This window comes from Candidatus Nitrosocosmicus sp. T, from assembly GCF_054408485.1.
Genome location: NZ_CP166992.1, coordinates 2,079,735 through 2,094,435, shown reverse-complemented (window position 1 = coordinate 2,094,435; position 14,701 = coordinate 2,079,735). Strand labels below are relative to the sequence as shown.

Sequence of the window (14,701 nt, the reverse complement as noted above, 5' to 3'; positions counted from 1 at the left end):
TTGATTTCAAAGACCAAGCAAATGAGCACAACATACGAGTTTCAAGTCGGTGAGTCCGTCCATATAAACGGCTTAAATATTGTTTGCAATGTTGAAAAAGAATTGGGTTCAGGTACTCAAGGCAAGGTATATTCCTTAATCAGCTCAGATAATTCCTCCCTTGTTCTAAAGTGGTATTTTCCTTCCATGGCAACTAATGAGCAATATAATATACTCGAATCTCTAATTCAAAAAGAGTCTCCAAGTAATAGGTTTCTTTGGCCATTGGCTCTTGTTAAAACTCCAAAAAAAGAGGGATTCGGATATATAATGTCCATGAAAGATTCCAGATTTAAAAGCTTTAGTTTGTGGCTGTCGAGGAAAATTGATCCTTCATTTAAGGTGTTGCTGACCGCCTGTTTTGAATTGGTACAAAGTTTTCATCTATTGCATTCAAAAGGCCTTTGCTATCAAGATTTATCCTTAAATAATATTTATTTCGATCCAGAAAATGGCGAAATACGCATAGGAGATACAGATAATATAGTGATAAATGGTGAAGATAAGGGTAACGTAATAGGTACGCCTAAATTCATGGCCCCAGAAATAATAATTGGAAAAGCGTTACCAAATACACAAACCGATTTATACTCTTTAGCAATAATACTGTTTTATATTTTGTTTCTAAACCATCCGCTAGAAGGTAAACTCGAAAGTTCCATCAAAAGTCTTGACTTGCCTTCCATGTCTAAACTATACGGATTTAAACCTCTTTTCATATTCGATCCAAGCGATGATTCTAATTATCCTGATCCAGCTTTTCATACGAACGCAATAATATTTTGGAATATTTATCCCGATTTTGTTAAAAGGATTTTTGTAAGAGCCTTTACCAATGGTATCAAGGATCCTATGCATGGAAGGGTCAGAGAAACTGAATGGCAAATTGCTTTGCTCTCTTTACGGGACTCTCTATATTACTGCAAACAATGTGGATCTGAGAATTTTTTTGTCACTGATTCTTCAGTTTTTAAAAAGTTAAGTATACCAGTACAACTTGGAGGCTCTAATTGTAATTTTGAAGTTCCGGGTCGGAACAGCGCTGTTGAAGAGGTACAAAGCCATTCTGTTTGTTGGAATCCCAAATGCAAAACTACGAATACTCACGTTCTAAACATTCGAATAGATAATCGATTGTTTGTTGCTTTAAATCATGATACCAAATTATTTCTACATCACATAGATCCAGATCACAAATATGATTTCTCAAGTGCAGTAGCAGAAGTCTCTAGACATCCAACTGATCCTCGGGTTTGGGGACTCAAGAATCTTTCTACATATCCTTGGAAAGTTAGCAAGATTAATGGTGACGTAATTGAAGTTTGTTTAAATCAGAGTTTCTCCTTAGTCCCTGGTACTCAAATAGACTTTGGCAAATCTAAGGGTATTGTTTTCTACTAAGGACATAATGAAGTTATGACTGAAGTTAATCCTGTATCTATTGATAAATGTAAAACATTAGATTCAAAGAAGTGGTTAGTGAATGGCAAAAGCTTAAAAGGCGCATTGCATTCACGAACTGGATATTCAAATCAAGATTCTATACAATGGAAACAATCTGACGTCTCTAATACTATAATCATGTCGGTCGCTGACGGACATGGGAGTGATATACATTTTAGGAGCAAAGTTGGGGCACAATTTGCAGTTAAGACTGCTGTAGAAACTTTGTTTGAACTCTTTCATAATCAACCCATTGAAATTAATAATGTTACTCAGGTAAAGGATATTATTAGATACTCAATTCCGCGTCTCTTGGTTCATAACTGGATGGATCGAGTCCAATATCATGTTGAGAATCATCCTTTTTCAAAAAATGAGATTGACCTTATATTGAAAAACAAAGGTCCACTCATATTGGAAAAAATAATCAATAATCCAAAGATCGCTTATGGATCCACATTATTAACCGCCGTTATTACTAAAAACTATTTCATATTTTTTCAACTTGGTGATGGTAACATACTGATAGTCGACAATGACAAAAATATACGAAATATGTTTCCCACAAGAAATAATGATTTGGATGACAAACCTTCCATAGAGTCTATTATTCATACTGAATCGCTTTGCATGGATGATAGTTGGTTAGAATTCAAAACTGGACTTTTTGCCTTTCACGCCCTAAAACCGAAATTAATACTGTTGTCTACTGATGGGTATTACAATTCCTTTAATAATATATCTGGTTTTCTCAAAATTGGACTTGATTACCTATCTATATTGGAGGAATTCGGCTATTCATACCTGAGTCAGAATCTTTACAAGATATTAAGACAGACCTCGATAGAAGGGAGTGGAGATGATATAACACTTGGTTTTATGTATCACATATAGGCTATTACCCACCTATTACCGTGGGATTCAGAAACCACTAAAGATCTGTTTCTTTAACAAACCATTTCCTAATCAACTAAAATTACTTTTCATGGCCTTGCCGAGCTCTGTTTTAAAATTATCTACCTTTTGATCCACTCCATTCATAGTATCAAAATTCATGTTGTTACCCTCCAAATTGTCACTATTTGAGAACAACCCGGAATCGTTAACATTTTGCAAAAAAGACTGGTTTTCATTAGTTATCTGGAGATTCAATTCTCTCTCTATACTATTTGTGAATTCTGAAATTGATTCCTTATTAGGGATGGTTCTAGGAGATACCACTTCCTCATTTGTTGGTCTGATACTATTAATGGAAACTTCATTAGTCAACAGAGAGTTATTCTTTAGAGGATCTACTTCAAGGCCAATATCTGTTCCGAAAATCAAATAAGCAGTAATACCTGATATCAAAAACACTGCAGCTATTGATATCCCTAGAAAGTATAATTTTATAGACTTTTGTCCGCCTTTATTCGGATTTGATTCTTGACAGATAGCTTGACTTGGTTCCATACTGCCTTTACAATGAAGCAATATTTCTCTTGTATTATCCCTTCTTTTGATTATGAATTCATCTTGAGAATTGATAGCCAGTGCTTTGTCATAACATTCTAATGCTTCTGCAAATTTTCCCTGGTTATGGAGAGACAAACCCTTATTTGATAGGATATTTGAATTCTGTGGATCTATTGCCAGTGCTTTGTCATAACATTCTAATGCTTCTGCAAATTTTCCCTGGTTATGTAATAGTATACCGTTTTCGTATAATTCTTTTTGATTGGTTGCATTCACAATTACCAAGCTTGAGATCTCACTATTCTTGTATTTTTCCCCTTGTTGAATGTCCGAATCTATACCTGAAAAATAATTACTGAGCAGCGAAGCACTTCCTTTTCTAGTGCCATCAACTAGATTGCCATACTCTACTTCTGTCATTAGGTCCAATCCAATAGACCATGCAATAGTTACCCAAGCAGCAGATCTATCTTCTAGTCCCCAATCTGATGATAATCTTGTGATCATATTGTAAATTTTGCTATCAGCATCATTACCAAAAATTCTGGATCCTCGAATATCAGTTATTTTAGCCTTGAGGGCAGTTGTGAGCAAAAATATTTCCTTCTTGTTTTCTGAGCCGTATACATCTTTGAGTAAACCTTCAAATCTGCTGGGGTCACTTAAAACATCAGAATAATCTGTGACAATCTTTTTTAGCAATCTGCCTGTTCCTGCAGCAGAAGTATAGCCATCAAACACATCCTTCAGTTCTAACTCAATCTCCCAGGTGATTGTAAAAAACTATTCCAGTGTTTGCAAAGTAATTTGCTAGCACCATTTAAGATTTTAATGAAATCTGTTAAACCCTTTGAATTTACGAAAGCAAGACTTGACATAAGTAAAGTTCTATTAATTTACTAATATCGATTTAAATCAAATTCTAAAAAAATTAATCAGGGTAAATTGTAATGATGGAATGGTAAAGTGAATAGTATGGAAAGTATTCTTGGAAGAATTACGTTAAATAATGTTATTAATCAATATCCTCTTTTGGTGGGAAATCGTAAATATGTTTGCGTAAGAAAAGACTTTCAAATGCATGAGTATATCACTTTTGAGGGTAGTATATGTTAAAACAGTCATTACATACCAGTTCTCTGTATTTAGAATATTTTTGATTCTTGTTTACTTTAGTGTTGATCACTGTAAGACCCTTTTTACAAATAATACATGTCTTAGGTGTTCTACTTTGTGATACCATGGTATAATTCACTATATGATATAATGAGTGTTGTATTAGAGTTAATTATAGTCTTGCTAATAACACGTGAGTTTTTGACACTTATATCAAATCTAATTTGGTGTCACTTAAGAAGATTGTGTCAAATTCTTTAACGTTTGCCTTAACCCTGAGAACTCCATCCTCAAAATCAGCTATTAACCCAAATCCACTTATCTGACCACTATCGATTTTATTTCCAAATCCTACAAAGCGGTTTTTCAGAAATTCGTTATTGGGAATATATAAAATTTTTTCATTCAACACATTTGAGGACACGTATTCCTTCAAGCATTTTATTTCTGAATAAAATTTGTTTCTAAAGTATATAAAATCGATTCTACAAAGATCTATCCTCACGATTAATTCGTTATCTTTGGGCAAAAATTTAGTAAAGGTTTTCATTCTCTTTGTGTATCTTTCCAATATGGATCTGTTATGCACAGCTGCTTGTTTCTCTCCATATATGAAATTCATTTTCAGGCTTCTCGGAATATGACTAAAAATTTCCAATACATTTCGGTCCAAACTTTCGCCTCCAAGATATATTATGCAATCAGGTTGAATTTTTTTCAATAAATCGATCTTGTATATCCGTCCGTTCCCTTTTATATATCCGTCAGTATTTATGATCGACAAATCATGCTCTACTGATAGATTTAATTGCTGGCGAATAGTCGAAATAACTTTGGATTCGTATCCTACGGGTTGAATGCCCCCAATAAAATTGGTACGATGTGTTTTTACTTTCCACAGATCTATTTCCTGGGAACTCATGACTGCAGCTCCCATACAAGTCGGTGGAGCCAAATCGCCTTGACCTATGTCTGCATCTATTAGCAATGGCTTTAATCCCTGGTTGAGAAACACGTTTGCCAGATATAGTGAAAGAGTGGATTTACCTGAATTTGTGGGTCCGATTATGATGATTCGCTTCTTTTCATTTTTTAATATGTTTCTCACAAGGTCTTTCCAAATTGAGATTCCAATTCTTTTGTGATGACTGATTGTGTCATATCTATGATGATTCCAACGCCTGCCATCAATTATGGATAAGGTAGAATTGTTATTTTTTTCAATGGGGATGATTCTACTACTTTCCCAACTGATACTTTCATTCCTGAATTTGACACCTAATATGTTGCATTCTCCTTTTATCTTGAGTAGTACTGGACCCTTTATCAGTCCTGTTTTCAATGTTCTCTTTTTCTATTTGGATTCTATTCTATTTATAATAAATTTTTTTATTTTTACATTGGTTAAGTAATTTTATTCTATATCTCACTACTTTCACTCTGTAGAGGTTTACATTAATCCGAAATTAAAAATAATGTAAAGTTCACGGAAGGGTTTCCAATTCAATCAGTTCTGATATCCGGGTAGACCTAGTTGGCCGATTCACTGATTAGTCATTTATGATAGGATGCACCAAATATTCATCATATCCATAATTGATAGATCCAAATTTATAATTCCATCTTAGTGTATTAGCTTTGGCGATTATTTTATACCTATATGACTAGAAATAAAATATTTGTTGTCCACTATGACTCTTCGATAACCAATTCCCTTATTTGGCCAATCCCGAATGATAAAAAGACCATAAGAAATTGATATTTGCTTTTCAATAATTAAATAACCAATGTGAAAATAAATAGTATGCAAGGTAAAAGAAAAATAGCGGCAGAGGTTCTGGTATCAATAGCGCTGGCGCTATTAGTAATATATATTCTAGATGTCAGCGTTTCGATGTTAAGTAATTCAGAGGGGTTTTTGCCTCTTTCAGCCAAGGATAGAGGTATGATTTTTGGCGGTGGATCAATTTTGTTGTTTGTAATTTCGTTTGGAATCGGAATAAATGTGGTATCAAGACTTCTAACGGTGTTATTAATCATAGGAGGTGCTATCATGGGTACTACCGTGTTGATATCGTCATTTTTTATCCCTCCAGAAGATACCATTAACATGAACTCGGCGTCTGATAGGGGAGGGGCGCAGATTTTGGCACCTCAATTCATCGGAATAATAGTAATAGGGTATATTATTATGGGCATGGGAATTCTAAGGGTTATAAGAAGGAAATAAAATTGAAGCAGAAACGTACTGTCATTTCTTTCTTTTGTTTTTCTCGTCTTAAAATAGAGGAGAAAAGTTAAATGATTTATAAAATTTGATTCCATAATAATTAGGTACTGCCAGACTTTGCTATTTAGAAGTACTATTAATCTTTCGGCTTAGACATGACTACCGGTTCATGTATGTTATTACTATTAACTCCTTTAAGTTATTTGCTGCTTTCCAACCCTGGTTGTTTACTACTGCGAATTACAAATTACACATTGATATTTCTATTTTACATTTGTTATGTCTTTACCTTAACACATAAAATACCATTATTTTGATTTCTTCTACAGAATATTTCTATAATATGTATCTGGGTACTATCCAAGAAAATTTGAAAGCATGACTCAGGAAGTTGGAAGTATGCTTTTCAAAAATCATAAGTTATCTAAATAGATAAAACAAAACTCCAAATCATTAAATAACTTTTTGTTTTAGTGTACTTTAATTTGCAACAGTATCTAATTACTTTCTAATAAGATCGATCATCCGAATTATTGTCTCTGAGTACCAACCTAATCTTCTATGATTTTCCTAATTATGATTATCCGTTCGATGTCTAGGAATATGGCTATTTTGATTTCGAGAGATTTTTCTTCTTCTCTGAGATCATGCCGTTAGCTATATCAATGTATTTTTTATCAATCTCGGTACCAAGATAGTTGATACCAAGTTCGATACATGCCAATGCAGTACTACCAATACCCATAAAAGGATCATATACTATAAAGTCCTTATTGGAGTATCCATGAAGTTTTATGCAAAGACTAGCTAGCTTCTCGGGAAAAATAGCTGGATGTGATCTGCCTGATTGGATGGTTGGATAAGATATGAACCATACGTTCCCTCTGTCTCTCCTATCTCGATCTACTGATTTCCATCTTTTGATATTTGATTTATCTTGATAAGGAACACCTATAGCTAGCTTTTCTAAATTTATGGTTCCAGTCTTAGTAAAGTGAAAAATGTATTCATGTGTATTAGCTAAATATCTATTACTTCTGATTGGTTTGAAATGACCTATGGAAAATCCATCTTTGCAAATTTGATTATTATTTCCAATGTCTTCCTTTTCAATGGAAATGGCTTTAATCCAGTGAATGGTATTTTGCAATTTATAACCTGCAGAGATAAACTTGTTTAGGGCAAGATACGGAATCAGAGGTTCAGCGGAGGTTCCACCGATATTAAGAAAAAAGGAACCCTTAGGCTTTAATACCATATAACTCCTCTGAGCTACTAACCCCAGCCAAGTTAAGTAATCGTCAGTCTTTTTGTTGTCGTGATAAGAACTATATTTTTTTCTAATGTTGTATGGGGGAGAGGTGATGATTATGTCGATCTTTAGTCTGCCTTCTATTCTAATTTTTTCCATAAACAAATTACAATCTTTGCAATAAATTTGATTAATTGTAATCAATCATCTTTAATATAATATGGCGCTTTTATTATTTTGTTAATAATCATAGAGATTTTTGTTCTATAAGAGTGATACTAATTCCACCCTGGGTGTAGAACAATAAGACTGTATCAGGAGGAATCGCAGTTGGAAGTAATATATTAAGGTACTTCTAATGCAAGAAAATATTAAATTGGTGTTGATGATCCATTCAAGTCTCGAGATACAATTCCGTCCCTAAATCTTGACTACATAACTACTTCAGTTGATCTTTATATATTTTAAAGATTTCTTTGACTGTTGTAGCGTCCTCAGCAGATTTATCGTCTCTAATTTTTCCGGTAAATTTTGGAAATCTTAGCGCTAGACCATATTCGGGCTTTATTTTATTAATTGCAGTAGTATAAACAGGACTCAAGGTTATTTCAGGGGATATGATTTCTAGAACTATTTTGGGCTCGAACCAAGTATCCATTTTTGCATTTCCAGATTCTACTCTAGGATGTTTATGTTTGATGATATGTTTATTGAGTTTGTCTGTTATCATTAGGAGAACATTGTCAGTAAATCCAGTACCTACTTTACATATAGTACAGAAGACATCCCTCTCTGCATCATATGTAGCTAATAATAACGCCCCATATTTTCCAACTCTCCTTCCTTTGCCATGTAGAGCCCCCACTACAACTAAATCAACCGAATCTGTGACTTCTCCAGAATACTCTTTTTTTAATTTCATCCATGCCCATTCTCTAGCTCCGGCCCTGTATTGACTACTAGGGTTCTTTACCATGATCCCTTCGCAACCATTCTTAAGCGCCCTTTCTGTGTAATTTTCCATTTCCTCAATTCTTGAAACTTTGATTTGATCGATTAGTTTAACTTTATCACTTCTTTGCTGTCTACCAAAAATATTCGCTAATAACTTTCTGCGTTCTAGTAAAGGTACATGAGTCATATCAGACCCATCATAATAAAGCAAATCAAATAAGTTTAAAATTACAGGATAAGCCGCAGTAATCTCTTCAATATTGTATTTTCTCCTTCTTCGCATTAAACTTTGAAATGGAAGATATTTCTTGTTCTCAGGATTAATTGCGACAACTTCACCCTCCACGATCAAATCCTTGGTCTCTATATTGTCAAACGCCTTTATGAGATCAGGAAAATTTGAAGTCACATTTTCTAGGCTTCTGGTAAATAATTCTGTCCTTTTTCCCCTTTTATGAATTTGAATTCTTTCGCCATCGATCTTGAATTCTGCCAACGCATAACCATTGATTTTTTCCAGGGCCTCTGAAGGATTTGACACTCTTTCAGCGAGCATTGGTCGAATCGGGATAAATAAGGAAATAGAAATTGATCTAATATCCTCAATTGATCCTCTGGATAGTATTAAAGCTATCTTTCCTAAATCACTAGAAACATTATAAGCTCTTTCTAATATTTGTCTATTTTTTTTATCTCCTGTGAATGTTAGTGCTATTGCGTCAAGAAGAGTAAAGTCCGCTATGCCCAGCCTTAAATTTCCTAGAATTAGTTTCACTATGAATTTGGCTTCTAGATTGGAAGAATTGTTCAATAAACTCACAATGAACCTGAGTTTATTGTCTAACGAACCTGTCCCGGATACTTTTGCAATCTTTAGTAATGTATTAAATACCTTCTCGATAGTAAGTAACCCAGAAATCAATGTAGTCTGTATCTTGTTTGTTAAGATATTATAAGCCACTTCTCCCAGGTCTCCTATTTCAGAATATTTTTTTTTGATTTCATTCAGTGAATTACCGCTTACAAGAGACAGGGATTTAATTATTAGTTTTTCGGCGATTCCCAGTTCACTCGATTGATAATCAGGTCCTAGTTTACCCTGAATTAGATAAACTATTTTATCGAGCATGTCTGTCGGTGTTTTTTTTAATATTAATACTAGATGATCAGTAAGTTCCAACCTACTAGTAGTTTTCTCCATTATTGCAAAGGTTTCAGCTAGTTCTAAAAAATTCACTATAAAATCATTATGGATTTACATTATTAATTTTTGTGACGCTATGCTTGTTGAAGAGTGAGCATGTTATTAATATTAGACTTCAAGGAGAATCTGTATCCTGTAAATACAATCTCTTGACAAGTTGATAGTTTTTATACGAAGTTGATACACGCTATTGTATTAATATGAGTAGCGTAAGTGAGATAATGTCTTTTAAGGAACCGTGGACAATTACTGCATATTCGAATAAAACTGCGCGTGATGTAGCAGCTATTCTAACTAAAAATCGCATAGGATCCTTAATTGTGATCGACAAGGATAATACGCCTATTGGTATTATTACTGAAAGTGATCTCGTCAAACGTGTATGTTTAGAGAGTTATAATGCCGACAGAGTTCTCGTTGAAGAGATCATGTCTTCCCCATTAATTACGATTATGACTTATGATTCAGTTGATACCGCTTCGAGAATCATGCTTTCAAATAAAATCAAGCGATTACCTGTTTTAGAGGCTGACAACCGTATAATAGGAATAATAAGTGTTACTGATATTGCTCACCATCTTGCTAAAATACTGCTTGATGACTATAATAGACATCGATCTTTAAAGAAAATCCTTGAAATGAACGATATCTCAAATTAAATGCGAACGTTGTGAATTTTTCTCTACTTTGATTTTGAGATTTATCAATATCTGGTACTGTTTTACAGATCTATTAAAACATACAGATCATACAAGTTCCATCACTTATATTGATTGTTTGCACTCTAGACGGCAATTATTGAAGCCTTAAATTAGCGATAGAATATAAGCAGGCGATTTTCTCTCCAGTCCTGTTACTTCTATATTATTCAAAAATTATACAAATCCAAAATACTTGTTATTTACTCATGATTCATGAATGTATTTGGCCGATTTTATAGAATCAACTTAGAAACTCTGATCCTGGAATATGTGCGATAATAACGTTGAATGGAAATGGTTAAATTATGTTCATATTTTTTATTAATAAAATGCCTTGGTAGCTCAGCCTGGCCAGAGCGTTGCCTTGGTAAGGCAAAGGTCGCGGGTTCAATTCCCGCCCAAGGCTTTTCTTTTTTGATCTAAAAAGAAAAGCCAGTTTGAATAACTTCCTGCATTTTCATAAGGTTCAATACACACCTGTCAATTTCGCTTGCACCAAAGACGCGCTTTAGAAATTCTATTCATCTTGATGCTCCTGATATTATTACGCACAGAGTTACTAAACAAAAGCCTTGGGCAGGAATTGGACTTAAATCTTTATGTTATTCCCTGAAAGTTATAATATAATTGCATTTTCTCAACACTCAATCTAGTAGTGAGCAAATGTTTTTTGATATTATGACAACACCAGGATTATCAATGTAATATAATTAGAGAAAGTGGTATTCTAAATATGATAGCATTTTATTAAATCTAGGGAAATGCTATACTCTTATATTCTCTCTAGAGGATACTCGAAAAATTCGATTAAATTGTTGATTTTGGCCGATTTATTTGAGATAATTTTCCTATCTTTTAAGCACCCAATAATCATAATTAGATTCCTAACAGATCTTAACAAGATATCCATTTGTTGTCTACCGGCTTGTAACTTCTTATATGATTTCTAAATTTTCCATACTCAGCTCATCAAGTAACAATGTTTAGCAAGTATATTTATAACGTCTTGATTGTAGCAATTCGTGAAAAGATCTTTCTAGTATTTAATTTCTACCTGTCTCTTCTTTTTCATGGTAACAAATTTATTAAAAAACCCCGAAAATGTTTATATGGATAAATAAATATTTATTGATAATTTGAATAAAATTAACTATTTTCCAAAACTAAGTTTGGCCATTGGGTTTGGTTTGATTGGTGTGTTGATATTACTTATAATTAGCATGGGCGTACCTTCCTTAAATGCCCAAAACTCTAACGATAATCTCCAACCCTCTGTTGAAATATCAAAAACATCTGCTAATTCTTATCGAATTGTAAATGAAACTGCGTATATAAAGCCATATTTTGATATCTCGTATATAATTAGTGGAAGTAGTAACTTATTGAATAGCTCGCAGAACATCATTAACTCGACAATAATTAATGACTTTCTAATTTCACCTACTTCAGGCTATATAATGCAGCAAAATAATTCCTCCAATTCAATCACCAATGCAACAAATGCATTACCGGCCCTACCAAATCCTTTTGTTGATCAAGAGACGATTAGCACTACGATCCAACAACAACTATCTGAGGCAATTAGCACTGCAGTAGATATAGATTACTTTGAAGTAGATATCGAGTGCACCTTTGGAAACAAGATCCAAGATTGGGATTGTAATGTCTATAGCTTACCAACCTAATTTTTTGATATTCTAAATAACTTGATAATCCAAAATTCATTACCGTTCTTTTTAATTCATAATCAATACTTTCTTTTGATAAATGTTAGACGCAGTTAAAATGGACATTATTTTTACAGTATCCAGTATCAAGCAATTAATTAATTATATATTTTTGACTGTTATTAATTCATATTTTAAACTCGTTCTAAGTTTCAGGATGTATACTTAGGGATTAACTTTTTGTTTGATCTATTTTGGAATTGAAGAAGTTGAGGTTCATACAGATGGACTAGTACTCTACTAAATTTTAGGGCAATTCCACAAATCATCTCTTTCGGTATTTGATATATTTATTAGTGTTTTAAAATTAACATTAATCGGGCGGGGGTTGTAGAGCCTGGCCAAATAAATAATAGTATTTTGGAGACGCGGGACTTAAGATCTATATAAGGGATCCCGTCTCTCAGGGGTCCGTGGGTTCAAATCCCACCCCCCGCACCTTTTTGAATTGTTTTAGTTTTAAACATACTCCCTGTGCTAGGACCTACTTATTATTTAGACTTGACGAATTCATACTATTTGCTTTATCTTATCACTCAAATTGTAAACTATCAAAAGTATAGAAATTCGTTTTGGATATCCATCTGTTCACAGTATTTGAAACTAAATATTTGAGATGATGCTTTGATATTAACATTATTAGTGCAGTTACGAGTATAAATTAGCGTTATAGATATCTATACTGGGCCATAAGATCTGTCCAGTAATCGGAAGATTTATTATAAATCATAGATAAGGGTTCTGCTACTGTTGCTAGTAAGATCAGCTCGTCATGTTCTTTTTCTTGGATTTATTGTATTCTACCATTAACTTTGTTAAATCAGTATGGAATCTGTTATCGTTAGCAAGTTCAGGATGAAATGAAGTTCCCAAGATGTTATTTTGTCTGACGGCCACTATCTTATTCTCATATTTTGCAACAACTTCTACGTTTTTACCAATCTCAGTTATTGCAGGCCCTCTTATAAAAACTCCATTGAATCTTCTCTCGCCTATATAAGGTATATCCAACTTTGACTCAAAGGATTCATGCTGACGTCCAAAGGCGTTACGTTCTATTGTAACGTCCAGAACTTTTAACAATTCTTGTTTTGTTTCGCCTATAGTCTTATCATATGCCCTATTCGATAGCATTATGAGTCCTGCACACGTTCCTAATATCGGCAGACCGTCCTGGATCTTTTTCTTGAGCAAATCGATCTGAATCCCTTGCAAGAATAAGAGCATGCCTATTACTGTACTTTCACCGCCTGGGATAATTAGCCCATCCAGTTCGTCTAAATCACTTAAATTCTTAATATAGACTATACAACCTTCGATTCCCAATTCTTCAAATGATTCTTTAATTGCGTTTGAATTTTCTTCAATATCGCCTTGAATGCTTAGGATTCCTACTTTTAACATATGGGTCAAACCGAAGGCCCTCTCTCTTGCATTCGCAGATCTAAATTTTTCGTATCTAATCCGATAAGAGATTTTTTTTCGTCTACCATCGTTTGAGCCTCTAGAACCTTTTTTTCATCGTCATAAAATGTAGTGGCCAATACTATTGCTTTTGCCCTAGACGATGGGTCTGTCGATTTGAAAATTCCTGAACCGACGAAAACCCCATCACAACCTAAATTCATTAGGAAAGAGGCATCAGCAGGAGTAGTAATACCACCAGCGGCAAAGTTTACAATGGGAAGTCTCCCCAATCTGCCTACTTCCAATGCTACCTCCATTGAGACCATATATTCCCTAGCTAGTTTTATTATTTCTTGATAATCATTGTCCAAATAGGCTGCTTTTAATAACCTTATTTCCTTATTCATTTTCCTTATATGGTTTACTGCTTCGGCAACGTTTCCAGTTCCAGGTTCCCCTTTAGTTCTTATCATTGATGCACCTTCTTCTATTCTTCGTAACGCTTCGCCCAAATTCTTTGCACCATTCACAAAAGGTGTGGTAAACTCCCACTTCCAAATATGATTTTCTTCGTCAGCTGGAGTTAAAACTTCACTTTCATCAATCATATCTACCCCACAAGTTTCAAGCATTTTAGCTTCAGAGTAATGACCTATTCTGCATTTTGCCATGATAGGTATTGAAATCGCATTCATTATATCTTGAATTGTTTTAACTCCCGCTGTTCTCGCGACCCCTCCTGCCTTCCTAACATCATAAGGCAATTTGTCTAAAACCATCACTGCTACCGCTCCCGCGTCCTCTGCTATTTGAGCTTGTTCGACACTTGTAACATCCATAATTACTCCGTGCTTTTGCATATGGGCGAAGCCCCTCTTTAATAAAGTACTTCCTTTAACAATCTTGTTATCTCCTACTATTGAGACCTTTTGACCCTTCATTTTTCTGTCTGCGGGTATTAATGAAATAGCCACATTTTTTATTAAATAAAACGATATATAGGTATATTTTTTCAATACGGATGAAGTCTTTCAGACAAAAAAATTGGTGACTTTTACTATCTACTCATCCAATAATATTTACATGATAATTATTTAGCAAAATTCATAAAATTATACCCGCTGCTTACTAGTCTCAATCAGTCTAAATCCAATAGCAAAATTTAAAAAGGAA

General features: G+C 34.0%; 11 protein-coding genes and 2 tRNA genes. 7 read left to right on the top strand and 6 right to left on the bottom strand.

Annotated elements, in window-relative coordinates; genetic code table 11:
* Together AB0A59_RS10545 and AB0A59_RS10540 are read left to right on the top strand one after the other, a co-directional pair.
* Positions 1-1,440, top strand: coding sequence for a protein kinase domain-containing protein (locus AB0A59_RS10545; protein WP_458743635.1), 1,440 nt, complete (start codon positions 1-3; stop codon positions 1,438-1,440).
* 15 nt (positions 1,441-1,455) lie between these two features.
* A complete protein-coding gene (locus tag AB0A59_RS10540) occupies positions 1,456-2,376 on the top strand; it encodes a protein phosphatase 2C domain-containing protein (protein WP_458743633.1) in 921 nt (306 codons plus the stop codon).
* A 72-nt stretch (positions 2,377-2,448) separates the two neighbouring features.
* Here AB0A59_RS10540 and AB0A59_RS10535 read toward each other — a convergent pair whose 3' ends face one another.
* Positions 2,449-3,678 (bottom strand): tetratricopeptide repeat protein, encoded by a 1,230-nt coding sequence (locus tag AB0A59_RS10535; RefSeq protein WP_458743631.1) that lies wholly within the window; start codon positions 3,676-3,678, stop codon positions 2,449-2,451.
* A 583-nt stretch (positions 3,679-4,261) separates the two neighbouring features.
* On the bottom strand, positions 4,262-5,395 hold the full coding sequence (locus AB0A59_RS10530; RefSeq protein ID WP_458743629.1) for a Clp1/GlmU family protein: 1,134 nt from the start codon (positions 5,393-5,395) through the stop codon (positions 4,262-4,264).
* A gap of 447 nt (positions 5,396-5,842) precedes the next feature.
* Between AB0A59_RS10530 and AB0A59_RS10525 the strand changes: the two genes are divergently transcribed.
* A complete protein-coding gene (locus tag AB0A59_RS10525) occupies positions 5,843-6,283 on the top strand; it encodes a hypothetical protein (protein ID WP_458743627.1) in 441 nt (146 codons plus the stop codon).
* Positions 6,284-6,890: 607 nt separating this feature from the next.
* Here AB0A59_RS10525 and AB0A59_RS10520 read toward each other — a convergent pair.
* Both AB0A59_RS10520 and AB0A59_RS10515 read right to left on the bottom strand, forming a co-directional pair.
* Complete coding sequence (locus tag AB0A59_RS10520) at positions 6,891-7,694, bottom strand: DNA-methyltransferase (protein ID WP_458743626.1); 804 nt, start codon at positions 7,692-7,694, stop codon at positions 6,891-6,893.
* Positions 7,695-7,974: 280 nt separating this feature from the next.
* On the bottom strand, positions 7,975-9,726 hold the full coding sequence (locus AB0A59_RS10515) for an ATP-dependent DNA ligase (protein WP_458743624.1): 1,752 nt from the start codon (positions 9,724-9,726) through the stop codon (positions 7,975-7,977).
* Positions 9,727-9,893: 167 nt separating this feature from the next.
* On the opposite strand from AB0A59_RS10515, the gene AB0A59_RS10510 reads away from it, so the two are divergent.
* The 4 genes from AB0A59_RS10510 (at position 9,894) to AB0A59_RS10495 (ending at position 12,559) form a co-directional block, all read left to right on the top strand.
* Positions 9,894-10,352, top strand: coding sequence for a CBS domain-containing protein (locus AB0A59_RS10510; protein WP_458743623.1), 459 nt, complete (start codon positions 9,894-9,896; stop codon positions 10,350-10,352).
* A 373-nt stretch (positions 10,353-10,725) separates the two neighbouring features.
* Positions 10,726-10,800, top strand: a tRNA-Thr gene (locus tag AB0A59_RS10505).
* A gap of 730 nt (positions 10,801-11,530) precedes the next feature.
* The gene (locus AB0A59_RS10500; RefSeq protein ID WP_458743621.1) at positions 11,531-12,079 is read left to right on the top strand and encodes a hypothetical protein; all 549 of its coding nucleotides are present in this window, start codon (positions 11,531-11,533) and stop codon (positions 12,077-12,079) included.
* Between the two features lie 363 nt (positions 12,080-12,442).
* Positions 12,443-12,559, top strand: a tRNA-Leu gene (locus AB0A59_RS10495).
* Positions 12,560-12,883: 324 nt separating this feature from the next.
* On the opposite strand, the gene pdxT is transcribed toward AB0A59_RS10495, so the two are convergent.
* Complete coding sequence (gene pdxT, locus AB0A59_RS10490; protein WP_458747598.1) at positions 12,884-13,525, bottom strand: pyridoxal 5'-phosphate synthase glutaminase subunit PdxT; 642 nt, start codon at positions 13,523-13,525, stop codon at positions 12,884-12,886.
* Positions 13,526-13,530: 5 nt separating this feature from the next.
* On the bottom strand, positions 13,531-14,469 hold the full coding sequence (gene pdxS, locus AB0A59_RS10485; protein WP_458747597.1) for a pyridoxal 5'-phosphate synthase lyase subunit PdxS: 939 nt from the start codon (positions 14,467-14,469) through the stop codon (positions 13,531-13,533).
* Positions 14,470-14,701 lie beyond the last annotated feature (232 nt).